This is a genomic window from Sphingomonas soli NBRC 100801 (assembly GCF_001591025.1).
Classification (GTDB): domain Bacteria; phylum Pseudomonadota; class Alphaproteobacteria; order Sphingomonadales; family Sphingomonadaceae; genus Sphingomonas; species Sphingomonas soli.
The window spans coordinates 50,816-67,080 of the sequence record NZ_BCTZ01000015.1 but is presented as its reverse complement, the minus strand read 5'-3'; the positions used below and the strand labels follow the sequence as shown (position 1 = coordinate 67,080).

Below are 16,265 nucleotides of genomic sequence, written 5' to 3'. Positions count from 1 at the left end.
CCAAACTCTGCCATTCGGTCTTCTCAACCGTACGCGGTCGTTTACGAGTTCGCGGTCTCGAGCAGCGAGAGGAACCGCGCGCCGGCGAGGAAGTCGGTGCGGCGTGCCTCGCGTGCCTCAGCGGCGAGTTCGTCCTCGCCCCACAGCTCGGTCTGCCAGTCCTCGTCGATTTGCGACGCTTTCCAGACCGTCTCGGCATCGGTGGCCCCTTCGATCAGGGCGAGTGCTGCTACCACCGAGCCGCTGATCGTGACGACCGGCGACAGGCCGGCGAGGCGGAAGGCATCCTGCGCGGTCACGGCATCGGCCAGGCGGGCGACTGTCGCGGGCGGCTGTGCGCGGTGCATCACGCCCGTCGTGGTTTCGAAATGCACATCGTAGCGGCCACGCGCCCAATCGAGCAGCGGGTCCCACGCCGCTGCCTGTCGCGCGACTAGAGGTTCGGGCTGTTCGGCGCGGTAGTAAAGGAGATCGCTTTCGCCATAAGCGGCAAGCCCGGCAGCGAAAGCGGCTGTATCGGGCGCAATCCGGTCGATCGCCGCATTGGCGAGGCCGGTGAGCGGCATTGCGCGCGGATCGATATCTTCGCCCACCGCGCGCCATTCCTCCGCCACGGCTTCGGCCAGCGCGGGGGTGGGCAGGGTCAGTGGGGCACGGCCCGGCGTGCGCACCGGCTTGCCGTCGAGCGCAATGCCTCCGTTCGCTACGGCCACATCCTTCCAGAAGCGCTTCATGCCTCGGGGGTTTTCCAGCGGCGCGCCATCGCGCGGGGGACGACGGCCATGAAATATAGCGCGGAGAGCAGAATGCCCGCGCCGATCGCGGTCTGGACAGTGTTGTCCGAGCGGCCGGCGAGGACGAGTCCGAACACTGCGCCCGCCGTCGCCACCATGTTGACGGCGACGATGGTGAAGTAACGGGTGCGGGCCAGGCGATCGGCGTCGGTCATAGGCTCTCCAGATGCGCAGGCAGCGTGCTGGCATGGCTGACGACATGCCCCGCGCCGGCAGCGACCAGTTCGGCGGGCGTGTGGTATCCCCATACGACACCAACGGCGTGAACGCCAGCCGCGCGGGCCATTTCCATGTCGAAGCTGGTGTCGCCGATCATCACCGTCTTGCCCGGCTCCGCGCCGGCTTCGCGCATCGCGAGTTCGAGCATCGAAGGATGCGGCTTTGAGGGGTGGCGATCGGCGGTCTGGAGCGTGACGAAGCAATCTGTAAGGCCGTGGTGCTCCAGCAGGAGGCGCAGCCCGCGATCGGACTTGCCGGTGGCGACGCCGAGCCGCCAGCCCGCCGCTGCGAGCGCGTCGATCGCGTCCCGCACCCCTTCGAACAGCGGCTCGGGATCAAGCGCTGCGTTCACTCGCATCGCGCGGAAGGCGCTCCTGTAACCCTCTGCCATTTCCTCATGCTGCGCGCGCTCGCCCTCTGGATGGAGCAATGCGATGGCGGGCACCAGGCTGAGTCCGACAATGCGCCTTATGTCCGCGCGGCTGGGCGCGTTCAGACGCTGGGCGGCGAACGTTTCCTCCATCGCGCGGCAGATATTGGCCTGGCTGTCGACAAGGGTGCCGTCGCAGTCGAACACGGCGAGGCGCGGCCCCACACAAATGGTCACTTTTTCTTTGCGTCCCTCGGCCCGGTCCGCTCGCCGCGGCCACGGCGCTCGCCCCGGCGTTCCTTGCGGACCGACTTGGCATGCGCCTTGGCGATCGACTTCTTCTGCTCGCGGGAGAGCGGCGGCCGGTCGTCGAGCGCGTCGCTGGCATCGCCGAGCGCGACGTCGAAGCCCAGCGTCTTCATCGATTCGGCGAAATGCTCGGGCAGATCGGCGGTGACGTCGATCTTCTCGCCGTCGCCGTCAGGGTGATCGATGCGGATGCGCCGTGCGTGCAGGTGCATCTTGCGGCTGATCCCGCCGGTTAGGAAAGCATCCTGTAGACCATATTTGCCGTCACCGACGATCGGATGGCCGATCGCCGCCATATGGACGCGCAGCTGGTGCGTGCGGCCCGTGAGCGGCTGGAGCTCGACCCAGGCACAGCGATTGCCTGCCTGTTCGATCATCCGGTAGCGCGTGCGCGCCGGCTGCCCTTCCTTGGTATCGACGTGCATCTTCTCGCCGCCGGTGCCCGGCTGCTTGGCGATCGGCAGGTCGATCATGCCGTCCTCGATATCGGGCACGCCGACGACCAGCGCCCAATAGAGCTTCTTCGCGCTGCGCCCGGAGAAATGCTTGGAGAAATAGGCGGCGGCGCGGCTGGTACGCGCGATCAGCAGCGCGCCGGACGTGTCCTTGTCGAGCCGGTGGACCAGCTTGGGGCGGCCTTCATTCTCATATTGCAGGGCACCGAGCAGGCCATCGACATGCTCGGTGGTCTTGGTGCCGCCCTGCGTGGCGAGCCCCGGCGGCTTGTTGAGGACGAAGGCCTGCTCATCCTTGTAGATCACCATGCTCTCGGCGAAGTCGAGCTCGTCCTCGCTCAGCTTGCGGCGGACGATCTTGGGTTTGGACACGCCGGGCTTGGGCGCGTCGGCCGGAGGTACGCGGATCGTCTGGCCCGCAGCTACGCGGTCGCCCGGCGTGGCGCGCGCGCCATCGACGCGGAGCTGGCCGGTGCGCGCCCAGCGCGAGACGAGGTTGAAATTGGCGTCCGGCAGATGCCGCTTGAACCAGCGATCCAGCCGGATTCCATCATCATCGGCCTGGACGATGAACTGGCGGACATCCTTGCTCATCTCGCTCATGCGACTGCCCTCGCGGCGTTAAGGCCGATCACAAGCGCTGCGAGCGAACCGACGACCGAAATCACGACATAGGTCAAAGCGAGCCCCCAGTCGCCACGCTCGATCAACTGGATCGTATCGAGGCTGAACGCGGAAAAGGTGGTGAAGCCCCCCAGCACGCCAACGCCGATCAAAAGACGCCATGGCTCGCCGCCTTGCTCGAGCCGGGCGAGGGCCCCAGCGAGCAGGCCCATCAACAGCCCACCGATCAGGTTCACGGCCAGCGTACCCCAGGGAAAGCCCGGGCCCCATGTGGTGAGCGCAAAGCGCCCGACCAGATAGCGCGCGCCGGAGCCGATGGCGCCGCCGAGCATGACGAGAAAGAGGTTTGGCATGCGCGTGCCGGTAGCGCGGATCGCGACAAAAGGGAAACGGGACGCGGAGCGCGCGCCGCAGGGAGTATCAGTCAGTCACTTGACCGGCGCAATTTGTCTGAGAAAATGGCGCATGCTCCGCTGGCTGCTCTCGCTCGTCCTGCTCGCCGCCTCTCCGGCCGCCGCGCAGATTCCGCACTTCAAGGACGATCGCCTGATCGTCGACGGTAAGCCCTTCCTGATCCTGGGCGGGGAACTGGGTAACAGCTCGGCATCGAACCGCGAATGGCTCCGGCCCAAATGGCAGCGCATGAAGGACGCGCATCTCAACACCGTGCTCGCCCCGGTAAATTGGGAGCTGATCGAACCCGAAGAGGGCCGCTTCGACTTTTCCAGCGTGGACTGGCTGATCGAGGATGCCCGGGCGCACGATATGCGGCTGGTGCTCCTGTGGTTCGGCGCATGGAAGAATTCGATGTCGACCTACACGCCGGCCTGGGTGAAGCGCGATCGCAAGCGTTTCCCCTCCACCGTGGACGCGGACGGCAAGGCGCAGGAGATCCTGTCGGTATTCGGCGCGGCGACGCGGGAAAGCGACGCCAGGGCCTTTGGCGCGCTGATGCGGCACCTGAAGCAGGTGGATGGCGACCGGCACACGGTCATCATGGTGCAGGTGGAGAATGAGATAGGTTTCCTCTCCACCGCGCGCGAGCATGGTGCTGCCGCCGATGCTGCGTTCGCCAAGTGGAAAGGCGGCGAGGAGGAGTTCACCGCGCATCATTATGCCCGCTTCGTCGAGGCGCTAGCGGCGGCTGGGAAGCGCGAATATGCGCTCCCGCTCTTCGTGAACGGCGCGCAGGGGCGTCCGGGCAAGAAGCCGGGTGAATATCCCAGCGGCGGCCCGCTGGCGCATCTGATGCAAATCTGGCGCAAGCAGGCGCCGTCGATCGATTTCATCGCGCCCGATATCTATTTCCCGAACTTCGCGGAGATTGCGCGCGGCTATCAGACGAAGGGCAATCCCTTCTTCATCCCCGAGGCGAACAACGCGGGCGACAAGCGCGCCGCAGCCAATGCGCTGCACGCGATCGGCGCGTTGGGTGCGTTCGGGTTCAGCCCTTTCTCGATCGAGAATTTGCCCGAAGGCGATATGCTGGGTTCGCTATATGCCGTGCTCGACGGGCTTACGCCGTCGCTGTTCGCGGCAAAGGGAAAAGCGGGCTTTGCGACGCCGGTGACGTTCGACAACATCGTCGACGAAGCGCCCCAGGCGAGCGTGCTCGGTGCCTATCGCTTCACGGTGAATTTCATCGATCCCTGGACGGCGAAGGACAAGCAGGTTCCCGCCGAGCATGGCGGTATCCTGCTCTGGATTGGGGGTGACGACTATCTGGTCGCGGGCGGGGGGATTACCGTCACCGTGGAACCGGCGGATGGGAAGGGGAAGGCGGGGCTCGAGCTGGTCGAGGAAGGAAGCTTCGTCGATGGGCGCTGGGTGCCCGGGCGGCGGCTGAACGGCGATCAGACGCATCAGGGCCGCCATATCCGCCTGCCGCCGGGCAGTCACAGCGTGCAGCGCGTGCGGATTTATCGTTACGGCTAGGCAACCAGACGTGCCCGACGGCGTTGGGTGGCCATGCAGAATCTGTGGTTCATCACCAACCCGAACTCGGGCACCGCGACGCCCGCAAAGTGCGAAGCATTGCAGGCTGTGTTCAAGGAATGCGGCCTGACCCTGACGGGGCGCACCGAGTTTCCGGATCAGGCGATTCCCAAGGGCGAAGATCTCACCGCGCAGGGCGTAGACACCGTCGTGCTTTATGCGGGCGATGGCACGATCAACGCGGCGCTGTGTGCGCTCGCCGAATGGGAAGGCGATTTCCTCATCCTGCCGGGGGGTACGATGAACCTGCTTGCCAAGGCGCTGCACGAGGAACTCGATCCGCATAAGATCGTTGCTGCCGCGCATGAATCGAAGCGGCGTGTGGCATTGCCCTTTATCGAAGCGGGTGAGCATCGCGCGTTTGTCGGGCTGATCCTCGGGCCCGCAGCTGCCTGGGCGCGGGCGCGCGAGGCAGCGCGGAAGGGCAGGATCGGGCGGATGGTCGGCGCGGTGCGCGCGGCGTGGCGCAAGACTTTTGATCGCAAGGGCATCCGCGTGACCGGAGCCGCGGCGCTCGGCGACCATTACCAGGCCGTGTTCGTGTTTCCGCATCTGGACGGGCTCGATGTGGCGGCGGTCGATGCGCGCGAGTGGAGCGCGATCGCGAAACTTGGCTGGGACTGGGTGACGGGCGATTGGGTCGCGGGCCATTCGGTGACGGAGGCTCGGGCGCAGGAATTGCGGCTAGCCGGGAGCAAGCCGGCGATGGCGCTGTTCGACGGGGAGCCGGTCAATCTCGATGCCGATGTGCGGATCGTGCCCGGCAAGAGCGCGGAACGCTTCATCGCCACGCGCGCTTGAGAGAGGATGGCGCGGTTCTTCCATGTGAGCGATGTGCATTTCGGGCGCGAGGATCGTGCCGCGATCGATTGGTTCGCGGCGTGCGTGCGCGAGGAACAGCCCGACGCCATCATCATGACGGGCGACCTGACGATGCGCGCGCACCGGCGCGAATTCGAAGCTGCAGCGGAATGGCTTGAGGGGCTCGGGCGCCCGACCACCGTGGAGGTGGGCAATCACGATCTGCCCTATTTCAATCCCTGGGCACGGCTGGTGACGCCGTACAAAAGATATCGTGCGCTCAAACGGTTGATCGAGAGGCCGCTCGACATCGAGGGCGTGGCGGTCGTTCCGCTCAAGACCACGGCGCGCTTTCAGTTGCGGCTCAACTGGTCGAAAGGCCATGTCAGTTTGGGGGCGCTTCAGCAATCGCTGGCGCTGATCGAGGCCGCGCCGCGGGGCGACACGATCTTCGTCGCCTGTCATCACCCGTTGATCGAAAGCGGGGTGCGGATGCGTTCCAATACGCGGCGTGGAAGCCGGGCGCTGGAGGCGCTTTCCGTGGCCGGCGCGCATGCCGTGCTGAGCGGGCATGTCCACGACCCGTTCGATATCGCGCACGAAGCGGGCGGACGCACGGTGCGGCTGATCGGAGCGGGGACCCTGTCTCAGCGCCTCCGCGCCAGGCCGCCCTCGTTCAACGTGATCACCGTGGGTGACAATGGATTCGATACCGTTGCCCGGTTCCTCGGCGAAAGCAGCGTGCAGCTTTAAGGGCGCTGCGGGTTTTGCTTCGGAGAGAACCTGACCCAAAAGCCACGCCCGGGCATTTTTGAATTGTCGTCCCTGCGCAAGCGGAGACCCAGGGTGCGGGGAATACCTGCCTCGCTCCTATTCCCGCTTTCGTGGAGTTGACCAACTCAGTTCGCGTGAAACAATCCTAACGGAGCCGCGTGCCGATCAGCGTTCCCTTGGTGCCGACGCTGACAAGGCGAAAGCTGAAATTGGTCCATTTCCTGCGCCAGCGGCCGGCGATCACCCGTTCGCCGGGCCGTGCGGCATCGTCGAGAAGGACGGTGCCACCGACCGGAATGCGATCGAACAGCGCTTCCGCTGCGCCGCGCACAAAGGGGTGAATCGTCCAGGGAGGCCCGTCGATCACAAGCAAATCGATCTGGTCGGGCATCGGCCCCGTCTCGTACCAGCAGCCGGGCCAGTTTCCCGGCGAATCGCCCAGCGGGGCGTGGCGCAGATCGGCCTGAACGCCGTGCTCGCGGAGCCAATCGTGCGTCGCGTGGATGAAACCCTCATGCTGATCCAGGCTCAGCAAATGCCCTCCGCCATGCAGCTGGAGCGCGCGACCGATTACCAGGCTGGTTGCGCCCGCGCCCAGTTCGACCACGTTTTGCGGGCGATGCGCCTCGATATGGCCGATGATCAGGTGCAGAAAGCCGGTATCTGCTTTCCAGCTTCCCAGGTTGGGAAGCGCGTCGGCTGGCAAAGCGAGCCGTTGCAGCAAGGCGCGTTTCGCGGCCTTTGTTCCCCCCGACAGGCTCTTGAGAAGCCAAGGCCAGCCGATCGCGCCGTAAAGGATGACCATGCCCATTTCGGCGAGCGATTTTTCGGCGCCATGCCCGGCCAGCGGCAAGAACGAAGTTACTTCACGCGAAGTCATGTAATATCCGTGATTGCCACCGCCCCCGCAGCTTCAATTCCGCTTTATCGCGATGTATTCGCCAAATGCCAGTAGTTTGCACTGGGTAGCAGCTGGCATCAGCGCAGCCAGCGGCTCATTTGGGGATAGGGGGCAAGCATCAGGCGCTCCGCCTGATGCGGCTCGGCGCTCATCCCGTAATATTGCAGCATCGGCGCGCCGGGATAGCTGCCTGAGTCGAACGCCTCGGCCAGCGACGGACCGCCGCCGCGATAGCCGTGGTCGTGGAACACGATGCGTGAATTGAGCCCGATCGCCCGGACCGCGGCATAGGACCAGGCGATTGCCGCCATTTCGTCGCCCGGGTCCTCGCTTACCGTGCCGGTTGCGCGTAGCGCCGGATCGGTCACTGCGATGTGCCCGGCCTCGTGCAACAGGTCGCCCGGATAGAAAGGGCGCGACGGGTCGACCGCCAGCCCGCCTGAGTGGATCGCGATGCCCGGCAGGAAGCTGTCTGGCTGAACAGGTTCGATGCGCACCGGAATGCCGATCGATTCGAGGAACGCGACTATGCGCGCGGTATCGGGATCGTCGAGTGCCATCCGGGCGAGCCTATCGCGTGCGCCCGAAAAAGCAAAAGGGCGGCCCGTTGCCGGACCGCCCCTTCGTTTGCCGGTGAACCGGAACTTAGCGCTTCGAGAACTGGAAGCTGCGGCGGGCCTTCGCCTTGCCGTACTTCTTACGCTCGACTGCGCGGCTGTCGCGGGTCAGGAAGCCTGCTGCCTTGACGGGCGCACGCAGGATCGGTTCGAAGCGGGTCAGCGCCTGGCTGATGCCGTGCTTGACCGCGCCGGCCTGGCCCGAAAGCCCGCCGCCCTTGACGGTGCAGACCACGTCATACTGACCGGTGCGGTCGGCAACGCCGAACGGCTGGTTGATGACGAGACGCAGCGTCGGACGCGCGAAATAAACTTCCTGGTCGCGGCCGTTGATGGTGATCTTGCCGGTGCCGGGCTTGAGCCAGACGCGGGCAACAGCATCCTTGCGGCGGCCGGTAGCATAAGCGCGGCCGAGGCTGTCAACGATCTTCTCGCGCAACGGCGTCGCCGGTGCGGCAGGCGCAACCGGTGCGTTCAGATACTCGTCGGCGCTCTGCGGTGCGGCGGCAGGCGCTGCAGAAACGGCTTCAGGCGTTTCGCCCGCAGCGATCGCACCCAGATCGGAAAGGGACTGGCGATTGTCGGACATTAGTTGCCCACCTTGTTCTTGCGGTTCATCGACGCGATGTCGAGAACTTCGGGGTTCTGGGCCGCGTGCGGGTGCTCGCTGCCGGCGAAGATGCGCAGGTTGCGCATCTGCTGACGGCCAAGCGGACCGCGCGGGATCATGCGCTCCACAGCCTTTTCAAGCACGCGCTCCGGGAAACGGCCTGCGAGCACCTTGGCCGCAGTGATTTCCTTGATGCCGCCGGCATAGCCGGTGTGCTTGTAATAGACCTTGTCCGCCAGCTTCTTGCCGGTGAAGCGGATCTTGTCCGCGTTGATGACGACGACGTTGTCGCCGCAATCGACGTGCGGGGTGAAGCTGGGCTTGTGCTTGCCGCGAAGCACGTTGGCGATAATCGTCGCCGCACGACCGACCACCAGGCCGTCGGCATCAACGATGTGCCACTTCTTTTCCACTTCGGCCGGCTTTACCGACTTGGTGGTCTTCATCAGAGCCTTCATGGCCTGTGACCTTTCGAGTTGAAATGCGATCGCGCCGACCTTTCGGCCAGCGCGGTTGGCGGCTCTTTGACGATTGGGGCTTGGAAGTCAAGCAAATGCGCGGGTTTGCTGACGGGTATTATAATACCTTGTGGCATGAAGTCGAACGCTCCAGGCTGCGACGCAGTGCCTCAGCGCGTCTCCCGTTCGATCCATGCTGCGGCCGCATCCGTAGCCTGTACGTTCCAGCTTTCGATTACCGGCAGCTCGTAGCTGTGCAATTCGGCGAGGCGCTCGCGCAGCTTGCTTGCCATCATCGTGCGGGTCTTGAGGAGCGCTGGGACTTCCTCGGCGCGCTCGATGCGCCCTTCCCATCGATAGAGCGATACGCACGGCGCCATGATGTTCACGCACGCCGCCAGCCGTTCGGTGAGCAGTGTCTCGGCGATGCGCTCAGCTTCGGTTCGGTTGCGAAAGGTGACGAAGACGAGCGCGGTATCGCTCACCGCAGCCGGCCGATCACGTGAACGCCCCATGCCGTGGCAATTACCAGCAGCGCGCCGACGAACTGGTGCAACGCGGCGAGGGGGATGTTCATGCCCGTCATCACGGTCGCGATGCCGAGCAGGATCTGGATGCCAAAGGCGGTGTGGATCGCGATCGACGCGCGGCGATCAAGCGGGCGCACGGCGCGGGCGAGCACGATCAGCATCGCCACCGTCACCCAGGCCCACCAGCGATGGACGAAATGGACGATCGCCGGATCGTTGAACAAGGCGTGGAGGAAGCTCTGCCCCGTTGTGGTCGCGCCGGGAAAGAAATGGCCGTTCATTAGCGGCCATTGATCGGTGACGAGCCCGGCGTTGAGCCCGGCGACCAGCGCGCCGAACAGAAGCTGGATGAACAGCACGATCGAAGTGGCGAGCCCCAGCCCGGTCATCCGCGCGGGCCGCGCTTCCGAGCGGCGCACCAGCGTGCGCAGGTCGAGCGCGGTCCACACCACCCCTGCCATCGTGAACAAGGCAACGAGCAGGTGCACCGCCAGCCGGACGTGGCTGACATCGGTGCGCTCGCTAAGGCCCGATTGCACCATCCACCAGCCGACCGCGCCCTGCAGTCCACCCAGCAGCAGCAGGGCCACGAGCCGCCAGCCATAGCCGCGCGGGATCTGCCGGTTGAACCAGAACCAGAATAGCGGAACGGCAAAGGCGATGCCGATCAACCGGCCGAGCAGACGATGGATATATTCCCAGAAGAAGATCGCCTTGAAACCGGCCAGCGTCATGCCCTGGTTGAGCAGCTGATATTCGGGGATCTTCTGGTAATTGGCGAACTCGGCCTGCCACTGCGCTTCGTTCAGCGGCGGAATGATGCCGCTGATCGGCTTCCAGCTGGTGATCGAGAGGCCCGATTCGGTCAGGCGGGTGATGCCGCCGACGACGACGATCAGAACGATCATCCCGGCGACGAAGAACAGCCAGTTGGCGATCGCGCGCGGGCGCGGGTCGTAGGAAAAGCGTCTCGATCTGAACACCCTTCGGGCCTAGCCCCGGTGGAACGCAAAAGCCAGTCCGGTCGTCGCGCGAAACTAACGGATTCACGCGCCTTGCATGTTTCCACTGCCGATCGGGCGGCTCAGATCAATCCTTCGCGGACGGCGATTACCGCCGCATGGATCTTGTTGGTCGCGGCAAGCTTGCGCACGGCGTTCACCAGATGGAACTCCACAGTCCGCTGGCTGCGGCCCATGATGATCGCACTTTCCCAGGCGGTCTTGCCGACGCTGACCCAGCGCAGGCATTCGATCTCCTTCGCGCTCAGCGTGCGCGGCTCTGTCGCTTGCGGAGCGGCCGCGGCCTCGCCCGGAGCAGGGCTTTCGTCTTCGTCCGTTCGGCGGGTCAGCTCCCGTTCGAGCAGCCGGAATCTGGTGTTGTCGGTCACGCAACCCACCGCCCTGCGATGCACCGTCTTGGGGTCGATCAAAACGCAGGCGACAGAGCGCCACCACCGTTCTTCCCCGTCCGGCCGGATAATGCGGAAATCGGCATGGTAGCGGCCGTCCCGCGCGATCAGTTCGCCCACCCGCTCCAGATCGATGGCGGTCGCCCTTGCTACGTCGTCGGGATGAATGAACGGCCGGAAGTCATCGACGGTGTGGATCGTATCGAATTCCTGCCCAAGCAGCTCGTACCAGCGGCGATCGCAGACCATGACGTTGTTATCGATATCATAATCCCATATGCCTGCATTCATTGCTTTGACACATAGCTTAAGTATATTAAATTGGCTTTCCGCCATAACGTTCCTAAACGCCATTACGCCACTCTTACTATATTTGCGACCGTTTGTCTGATTATTCGGATCCTATTATGCACTAATGTGCAGGTTTAGCATCTATGTTTTCCTTGTCGTCAGCACGCAATCCCGAAACTGTCACGGTTTCCCCGTAATTTTACGAGTTTCGAAATTTCGGTCCATATCGGATGGGTTTATGCGGTGCGCGTTGTTGGGCGCTGCACGGGTGGCGTGAACGGAAACGATGCGATGACGCTTGAAGATGTTGGCATGATGTCCGGCGAGGACATGGTCCGCCGCTATGGCGCAGCGGCACGGCAGCTCTTGGTGAGCCTCGCCGTGGCGGCGGTGCGCAAGGGCGATGATGATGAAGTAAAGGCGATCGACGGGCGTATGCAGGAAGTCGATCGCTACCTCGACGCGTCGGCCCGCGGGCTCAGGCGTATTATCCCGCAATAATAGAGCGGAGCCGGGGAGGCCTCCCGGCCCTACGCGCGCACTCAGGCTCGCGCGCCCCCCTCGGCAACCGCTTCATTATAGCGCAGTGCGCGCAGCACCGTATCGACGATGGCCTCCGCATCAAGCCCGGCCTCGGCATATTGCGCATCTGGGCTGTCCTGATCCTGGAAGATGTCGGGCAGGCGCAGCGTGCGCAGCTTCAGGCCGCCGTCGATCAGCCCCTGATCGCTGGCCATGGTCAGCACATGGGCGCCAAGGCCGCCCACGGAGTTCTCCTCGATCGTCACGGCCACTTCATGGCTGGTGAGCAGGCGGCGGATCAGTGCTTCGTCCAGCGGCTTGGCGAAGCGCAAGTCGGCGACGGTCGTCGAAAGCCCCTTCGCTTCCAGCGTGTCTGCGGCTCTGAGCGCTTCGGCGAGGCGTGTGCCGAGCGAAAGGATCGCGACGGTCTTGCCCTCGCGGACGATCCGGCCCTTGCCGATTTCCAGCAACTGCGGGGTTTCGGGCAGCGGCACGCCGGTGCCGTTGCCGCGTGGATAGCGAACCGCGATCGGGCCGCCGTCATGCTGGGCGGCGGTATAGGTCATGTGGACCAGCTCTGCCTCATCGGCGGCGGCCATGACGACGAAATTGGGAAGCGTCGCCAGATAGGTGACGTCGAAGCTGCCTGCATGCGTCGCGCCATCCGCGCCGACCAGCCCCGCGCGATCGATCGCGAAGCGAACCGGCAGGTTCTGGATCGCGACGTCGTGAACGACCTGATCATAGGCGCGCTGGAGGAATGTGGAGTAGATCGCGCAGAAGGGGCGCATGCCCTGCGCGGCAAGGCCGGCGGCGAAGGTGACTGCATGCTGCTCGGCAATGCCCACGTCGAAGGCTCGCGTCGGGTGCGCCTTGGCGAACTTGTCGACCCCGGTGCCAGAGGGCATCGCCGCAGTGATCGCTACGATCCGTTCGTCGGTCTCGGCCAGCTTGGCGAGCGTCTCGCCGAACACGTTCTGATAGGCCGGCGGTCCGGGCGGTGCCTTGGCCTGCGCGCCGGTGATCACGTCAAACTTCTGGACGCCGTGATATTTGTCCGCCGAAGCTTCGGCCGGGGCATAGCCCTTGCCCTTCTTGGTGACGACATGGACAAGGATCGGGCCATGCTCGCTGTCGCGGGCATTCTCCAGCACCGGGATCAGATGGTCCAGATTATGCCCGTCGATCGGGCCGACATAATAAAAGCCCAGTTCTTCGAAGAGCGTGCCGCCGGTTACCATGCCACGGGCGAATTCCTCGGCCTTTTCGGCGGCATTGTGCGCGCGGCGCGAAAGCTTGCGGATCGCGCGCTTGGCGAGGCTGCGCAGCCCGAGATATTCGGACGACGAGACCATCCGCGCCAGATAGGCCGATAGTCCGCCTACCGGCGGCGCGATCGACATGTCGTTGTCGTTGAGGATGACGATCAGCCGGTTGCCCGCCGCCTCGGCATTGTTCATCGCCTCATAGGCCATGCCGGCGCTCATCGATCCGTCGCCGATCACTGCGATCGCCTTGCCGGATTTGTCGTTCAGCTTGTTGGCGATGGCGAAGCCGAGCGCCGCGCTGATCGACGTCGACGAATGCGCCGCGCCGAACGGGTCATATTCGCTCTCGCTGCGCTTGGTGAAGCCGGAGAGGCCGCCGCCCTGGCGCAGCGTTCTGATGCGATTCCGCCGGCCGGTCAGGATCTTGTGCGGATAGCATTGATGCCCCACGTCCCAGATCAGCCGATCCTCGGGCGTGTTGAACACATAATGGATCGCCGTGGTCAGCTCGACGACGCCCAGCCCTGAGCCGAGATGCCCGCCCGTAGTGCCGACAGCGCTGATCGTCTCGCTGCGCAGCTCGTCCGCCAATTGACGGAGCTGTTCGGGCTTGAGCTTGCGGAGGTCAGCCGGTGTGTCGACGGTGTCGAGCAGCGGCGTAGAAAGAACATCAGCCATTTGACCGCACTTACTCCTGCGCACTCACACTGTCGATTGAACAAAGCGCACGGGCGCCATTTCGTTCAAAATGCCCGGTAAATCGCCGCTGGGCATGATCAAAAGCTGAGCAATTGGTAAGCGCTGAGCACGCGCATCAGTTTTGCGCGGGCAGGGCCTCGATCGCCACAAGCGCCGCGTCGAACCGCGAGTCCCAGTCGCCGCGAATCGCGATCCAGCGCACGCCCGCATCTTCCAGCACCTCGCGCGAGAGCCTCGCGAACCGGGTGCGGCTTTCGGCGTCGCCATAAATGCGGGTGCCGTCGTCGATCCAGGCGACATCGGGCTCCAATAGCAGATAGAGGTCGCCGGACGGGTGCCGCGCCAGCCCCTCCGGCACGGTGCCGAGCATCATCTTCGACCAGGCGATCGTCATCAGCGCGTCGGTATCGACGAACAGGTAGCGCGTCGCCCAGCGCCGCCACGCGGCGATCATCGCGCTTTGCGCTTCACCGATCAGTGTGAGGTCGGCTGCGTTCATCTCGCCGCCATGCACTTCCGCCTGTGCGCGGCCATATTCGGGCACCCAGACGGTGCCGAAATGCCGGGCCAGCCGCCCGGCCAGAACCGACTTTCCGGTGCTCTCGACACCGTGGAGCACCACCGTTCGGGTATAATGCGCGCGAACCGGGCCGGGCAGAAACGGCGCATGCGCCCAGGGATCGGCGCGAACTGCGCTGCCGGAAAGGCCGCCAATTCCCCGCGGATCGGCGGCCATGATTCGCCCGCCCAACGGCACGAACAACGCCCCCAGCTCTTCCGCCAGCCGCTTGCCATATGCTTCACCGGCAAACAGCATGTCGATCGGCTGGGGATGCGCGTCCCGTACGATCCCGCGCCAGATCGGCCAGAAATCCGGGCTTTCCTCTGGCGTCTGCGGGACCGGCGTGCCGTGACCGATCACTTCGCAATCCGGCAGCAATTCGCGCATCCATGCCAGGCGCAACTCGCCCGGGATCGGATCGTCCGGCAGCCAGCAGACCAGCACGGTCAGCCGGTCCACCATCGTGCGCGCGGCGCGGGCAAGCGTGAGGTGCCCGGCGTGCGGCGGCATGAACTTGCCGAGCAGGAAGCCCCGCTTCACTGCGCCGGATCCAGTTTGGAGCGCCATGCGAACAGTCCCCATACGGCCATGCCGAGAAAGATCGCGTAGAGGATGGCGGTCGGGTGGAGGCCGCGGCTCCAGAACAGGCCGATGGCGATGCAATCGACGCAGATCCAGAGCAGCCAGCTCTCGAACCGCCGACGAGACTGCAAGATCTGCGCTGCGACGCTCATCCCTGCTATGGCGGCATCTGGATAGGGGGCGGCGGCATCGGTAAAGTTCGCCATGGCTGCGCCCCATGCGGCGCTCGTCAGCATGGTTCCTGCTAGCCATGTGGTGCGCGCGGGATTGGACAGGCGACCGATCGCGACGCCGTGATCGACGCGGTCGCTGCGGCTCCAGTTCCACCAGCCATATAGCTGGATCGCGAAGAAGAAGATCTGGAGGAGCGCGTCGCTATAGAGCCTGGCCTCTGCGAACACGAAGAAATAGAGCGCCACCATCGCCAGGCCGAAGGGGTAGTTCCACAGGCTGCGCCGCGCCACGAGCGCGACATTGATCAGCCCCAGCGCCGCTGCGGCGAGCTCCAGCGGATTCAACGGTGTGGCTTCAGTCGCAGTCGGCGCATTTGCCGCGCACTTCGATCACCGGGCGCTCGGGCGCGAAGCCCGCGCCCTTGGCGGCGGCGCGCACGGTTCGTGTGATCGTATCGTCGTCGAGATGCGTGGTCTGGCCACAGGAATCGCAGACGAGGAAGATGCAGTCGTGCAGGCAATCGGGATGCGTGTTCGCCATATAGGCGTTGGCGCTTTCCACGCGCCGCGCGAGGTTTGATCCCACGAACAGATCCAGGATGCGATAGACGCTGTTGGCTGCGACGCGGCGTCCTTCGGCCTTGGATACCGCTTCGGCGATGTCATAGGCAGACGCGGGCTTGTCGAAGCTCGCCAGCGCTTCAAACACGCGCTCGCGCATGGCCGTCCATTGCTCGCCGGATTTCTCCAGCGTCGTCTGGGCGACACGAGTCAGATCCTCGCCCGCGTGCTCATGATGATCGTGTGCGTGCATGCCGCCGATGTAGGCCCGCCGGGGCTGCGCGGCAAGCTGTCAGCGGTCCGCTTCAGGCAGGGCTAATAGGTGGCGCGTCGATTCAGGTCGTGGCCCAGCGCAACCAGGCTGACGCCTACCAAGGTCCAGAAAATCTCGAACTCGCCATGTGGCAGGCTCAGCGCGCCCGCCATGATTCCCAGCCCGAAAGCACCCACCACGGCTGGCATCATATAGCCATGGGCAAAGATGCCGCGGCCCAGCGCGATCACCCCGAAAGCGATCGCGAGCGTCAGTCCGACTTCATGAATCACAGGGCTGAGCAGGCCGCCCGCCGAGGAAATGACGGTGAGCAGGATCGTGGTGGTGAGGCAATGGACAAGGCACAAGCCGCTCACCCCGATCGCGATGCGATCGAAGCGCGCGTCAATCGAGCCCCAGAATCGGGCGATTGGCAGAGACACCGGCATGGCGACTCATATAGACGCCTATAGGTAAAGGTACAAC

The 16,265-nt window shown here is 64.7% G+C and carries 21 protein-coding genes; 4 read left to right on the top strand and 17 right to left on the bottom strand.

Translation table 11 applies throughout. The features are described 5' to 3' along the window. Window positions 1-41 precede the first annotated feature (41 nt). Genes SSO01S_RS11930 through crcB form a run of 5 tightly spaced genes read right to left on the bottom strand, consistent with a single transcriptional unit; the run spans window position 42 to window position 3,124 of the window. Entirely contained in the window at window positions 42-734 is a 693-nt protein-coding gene (locus tag SSO01S_RS11930; protein ID WP_066798984.1) for an ATP12 family chaperone protein, read from the bottom strand. Next, window positions 731-949 (bottom strand): hypothetical protein, encoded by a 219-nt coding sequence (locus SSO01S_RS11925; RefSeq protein WP_066798982.1) that lies wholly within the window; start codon window positions 947-949, stop codon window positions 731-733. Before SSO01S_RS11925 ends, SSO01S_RS11930 begins: the two co-directional genes overlap by 4 nt. Further along, window positions 946-1,620 carry an HAD-IA family hydrolase gene (locus SSO01S_RS11920; protein WP_083942995.1) on the bottom strand — a complete coding sequence of 225 codons (675 nt, stop codon included), beginning with the start codon at window positions 1,618-1,620 and terminating at the stop codon, window positions 946-948. The genes SSO01S_RS11925 and SSO01S_RS11920 overlap by 4 nt, the downstream gene beginning before the upstream one ends. Next, the gene (locus SSO01S_RS11915) at window positions 1,617-2,741 is read right to left on the bottom strand and encodes an RluA family pseudouridine synthase (protein WP_157073767.1); all 1,125 of its coding nucleotides are present in this window, start codon (window positions 2,739-2,741) and stop codon (window positions 1,617-1,619) included. The genes SSO01S_RS11920 and SSO01S_RS11915 overlap by 4 nt, the downstream gene beginning before the upstream one ends. Before the next feature lie 5 nt (window positions 2,742-2,746). Next, the gene (gene crcB / locus SSO01S_RS11910) at window positions 2,747-3,124 is read right to left on the bottom strand and encodes a fluoride efflux transporter CrcB (RefSeq protein WP_066798977.1); all 378 of its coding nucleotides are present in this window, start codon (window positions 3,122-3,124) and stop codon (window positions 2,747-2,749) included. Between the two features lie 112 nt (window positions 3,125-3,236). Here crcB and SSO01S_RS11905 point away from each other — a divergent pair, with 112 nt between their 5' ends. From SSO01S_RS11905 to SSO01S_RS11895, 3 genes are read left to right on the top strand one after another with little or no spacing between them, the layout of a single operon-like run. Continuing rightward, window positions 3,237-4,706 carry a DUF5597 domain-containing protein gene (locus tag SSO01S_RS11905; RefSeq protein ID WP_066798974.1) on the top strand — a complete coding sequence of 490 codons (1,470 nt, stop codon included), beginning with the start codon at window positions 3,237-3,239 and terminating at the stop codon, window positions 4,704-4,706. 33 nt (window positions 4,707-4,739) lie between these two features. After that, window positions 4,740-5,567, top strand: a complete 828-nt coding sequence (locus SSO01S_RS11900; protein WP_066798972.1) for a diacylglycerol/lipid kinase family protein — start codon at window positions 4,740-4,742, stop codon at window positions 5,565-5,567. 6 nt (window positions 5,568-5,573) lie between these two features. Then, window positions 5,574-6,320, top strand: coding sequence for a metallophosphoesterase family protein (locus SSO01S_RS11895; protein ID WP_066798970.1), 747 nt, complete (start codon window positions 5,574-5,576; stop codon window positions 6,318-6,320). 166 nt (window positions 6,321-6,486) lie between these two features. Here the strand turns inward: SSO01S_RS11895 and SSO01S_RS11890 are convergent, their stop codons facing one another. The 7 genes from SSO01S_RS11890 to SSO01S_RS11860 form a co-directional block, all read right to left on the bottom strand. Beyond that, window positions 6,487-7,221: a class I SAM-dependent methyltransferase gene (locus SSO01S_RS11890; protein ID WP_066798967.1), complete on the bottom strand. Its 735-nt coding sequence runs from the start codon at window positions 7,219-7,221 to the stop codon at window positions 6,487-6,489. A 98-nt stretch (window positions 7,222-7,319) separates the two neighbouring features. Further along, complete coding sequence (locus SSO01S_RS11885; RefSeq protein ID WP_066798965.1) at window positions 7,320-7,802, bottom strand: hypothetical protein; 483 nt, start codon at window positions 7,800-7,802, stop codon at window positions 7,320-7,322. 85 nt (window positions 7,803-7,887) lie between these two features. Next, complete coding sequence (gene rpsI, locus SSO01S_RS11880) at window positions 7,888-8,448, bottom strand: 30S ribosomal protein S9 (RefSeq protein ID WP_083942993.1); 561 nt, start codon at window positions 8,446-8,448, stop codon at window positions 7,888-7,890. Continuing rightward, window positions 8,448-8,927 carry a 50S ribosomal protein L13 gene (rplM, locus tag SSO01S_RS11875; RefSeq protein WP_083942992.1) on the bottom strand — a complete coding sequence of 160 codons (480 nt, stop codon included), beginning with the start codon at window positions 8,925-8,927 and terminating at the stop codon, window positions 8,448-8,450. Before rplM ends, rpsI begins: the two co-directional genes overlap by 1 nt. Window positions 8,928-9,097: 170 nt before the next feature. Further along, window positions 9,098-9,442, bottom strand: a complete 345-nt coding sequence (gene cutA / locus SSO01S_RS11870; protein WP_066798959.1) for a divalent-cation tolerance protein CutA — start codon at window positions 9,440-9,442, stop codon at window positions 9,098-9,100. Further along, complete coding sequence (locus SSO01S_RS11865) at window positions 9,409-10,440, bottom strand: COX15/CtaA family protein (protein ID WP_066798957.1); 1,032 nt, start codon at window positions 10,438-10,440, stop codon at window positions 9,409-9,411. Before SSO01S_RS11865 ends, cutA begins: the two co-directional genes overlap by 34 nt. Window positions 10,441-10,541: 101 nt before the next feature. Further along, entirely contained in the window at window positions 10,542-11,204 is a 663-nt protein-coding gene (locus SSO01S_RS11860) for a PAS domain-containing protein (protein WP_169798353.1), read from the bottom strand. A 246-nt stretch (window positions 11,205-11,450) separates the two neighbouring features. On the opposite strand from SSO01S_RS11860, the gene SSO01S_RS11855 reads away from it, so the two are divergent. Continuing rightward, window positions 11,451-11,660: a hypothetical protein gene (locus SSO01S_RS11855; RefSeq protein WP_218000367.1), complete on the top strand. Its 210-nt coding sequence runs from the start codon at window positions 11,451-11,453 to the stop codon at window positions 11,658-11,660. 41 nt (window positions 11,661-11,701) lie between these two features. Here SSO01S_RS11855 and dxs read toward each other — a convergent pair whose 3' ends face one another. The 5 genes from dxs to SSO01S_RS11830 all read right to left on the bottom strand — a co-directional run bounded on the left by dxs (window position 11,702) and on the right by SSO01S_RS11830 (window position 16,216). Beyond that, entirely contained in the window at window positions 11,702-13,627 is a 1,926-nt protein-coding gene (gene dxs, locus SSO01S_RS11850; protein WP_066798950.1) for a 1-deoxy-D-xylulose-5-phosphate synthase, read from the bottom strand. A 136-nt stretch (window positions 13,628-13,763) separates the two neighbouring features. Next, window positions 13,764-14,777, bottom strand: coding sequence for an AAA family ATPase (locus SSO01S_RS11845; protein ID WP_245646746.1), 1,014 nt, complete (start codon window positions 14,775-14,777; stop codon window positions 13,764-13,766). Further along, on the bottom strand, window positions 14,747-15,310 hold the full coding sequence (gene pnuC / locus SSO01S_RS11840; protein ID WP_066798946.1) for a nicotinamide riboside transporter PnuC: 564 nt from the start codon (window positions 15,308-15,310) through the stop codon (window positions 14,747-14,749). The genes SSO01S_RS11845 and pnuC overlap by 31 nt, the downstream gene beginning before the upstream one ends. A 10-nt stretch (window positions 15,311-15,320) precedes the next feature. After that, on the bottom strand, window positions 15,321-15,779 hold the full coding sequence (locus SSO01S_RS11835) for a Fur family transcriptional regulator (protein ID WP_066798945.1): 459 nt from the start codon (window positions 15,777-15,779) through the stop codon (window positions 15,321-15,323). 62 nt (window positions 15,780-15,841) lie between these two features. Next, window positions 15,842-16,216 (bottom strand): MerC domain-containing protein, encoded by a 375-nt coding sequence (locus tag SSO01S_RS11830; RefSeq protein ID WP_439646566.1) that lies wholly within the window; start codon window positions 16,214-16,216, stop codon window positions 15,842-15,844. Window positions 16,217-16,265 lie beyond the last annotated feature (49 nt).

Bases quoted from the DNA above. Each gene is read 5' to 3' on its own strand.
- rplM (WP_083942992.1), bottom strand. From the start codon at position 8,927: ATGAAGGCTCTGATGAAGACCACCAAGTCGGTAAAGCCGGCCGAAGTG.
- SSO01S_RS11900 (WP_066798972.1), top strand. From the start codon at position 4,740: ATGCAGAATCTGTGGTTCATCACCAACCCGAACTCGGGCACCGCGACG.
- SSO01S_RS11925 (WP_066798982.1), bottom strand. From the start codon at position 949: ATGACCGACGCCGATCGCCTGGCCCGCACCCGTTACTTCACCATCGTC.
- dxs (WP_066798950.1), bottom strand. From the start codon at position 13,627: ATGGCTGATGTTCTTTCTACGCCGCTGCTCGACACCGTCGACACACCG.
- SSO01S_RS11860 (WP_169798353.1), bottom strand. From the start codon at position 11,204: ATGGCGGAAAGCCAATTTAATATACTTAAGCTATGTGTCAAAGCAATG.
- rpsI (WP_083942993.1), bottom strand. From the start codon at position 8,448: ATGTCCGACAATCGCCAGTCCCTTTCCGATCTGGGTGCGATCGCTGCG.
- cutA (WP_066798959.1), bottom strand. From the start codon at position 9,442: ATGGGGCGTTCACGTGATCGGCCGGCTGCGGTGAGCGATACCGCGCTC.
- SSO01S_RS11855 (WP_218000367.1), top strand. From the start codon at position 11,451: ATGACGCTTGAAGATGTTGGCATGATGTCCGGCGAGGACATGGTCCGC.
- SSO01S_RS11890 (WP_066798967.1), bottom strand. From the start codon at position 7,221: ATGACTTCGCGTGAAGTAACTTCGTTCTTGCCGCTGGCCGGGCATGGC.
- SSO01S_RS11885 (WP_066798965.1), bottom strand. From the start codon at position 7,802: ATGGCACTCGACGATCCCGATACCGCGCGCATAGTCGCGTTCCTCGAA.
- crcB (WP_066798977.1), bottom strand. From the start codon at position 3,124: ATGCCAAACCTCTTTCTCGTCATGCTCGGCGGCGCCATCGGCTCCGGC.
- SSO01S_RS11930 (WP_066798984.1), bottom strand. From the start codon at position 734: ATGAAGCGCTTCTGGAAGGATGTGGCCGTAGCGAACGGAGGCATTGCG.
- SSO01S_RS11905 (WP_066798974.1), top strand. From the start codon at position 3,237: ATGCTCCGCTGGCTGCTCTCGCTCGTCCTGCTCGCCGCCTCTCCGGCC.
- SSO01S_RS11835 (WP_066798945.1), bottom strand. From the start codon at position 15,779: ATGCACGCACACGATCATCATGAGCACGCGGGCGAGGATCTGACTCGT.
- SSO01S_RS11895 (WP_066798970.1), top strand. From the start codon at position 5,574: ATGGCGCGGTTCTTCCATGTGAGCGATGTGCATTTCGGGCGCGAGGAT.
- SSO01S_RS11915 (WP_157073767.1), bottom strand. From the start codon at position 2,741: ATGAGCAAGGATGTCCGCCAGTTCATCGTCCAGGCCGATGATGATGGA.
- SSO01S_RS11845 (WP_245646746.1), bottom strand. From the start codon at position 14,777: ATGGCGCTCCAAACTGGATCCGGCGCAGTGAAGCGGGGCTTCCTGCTC.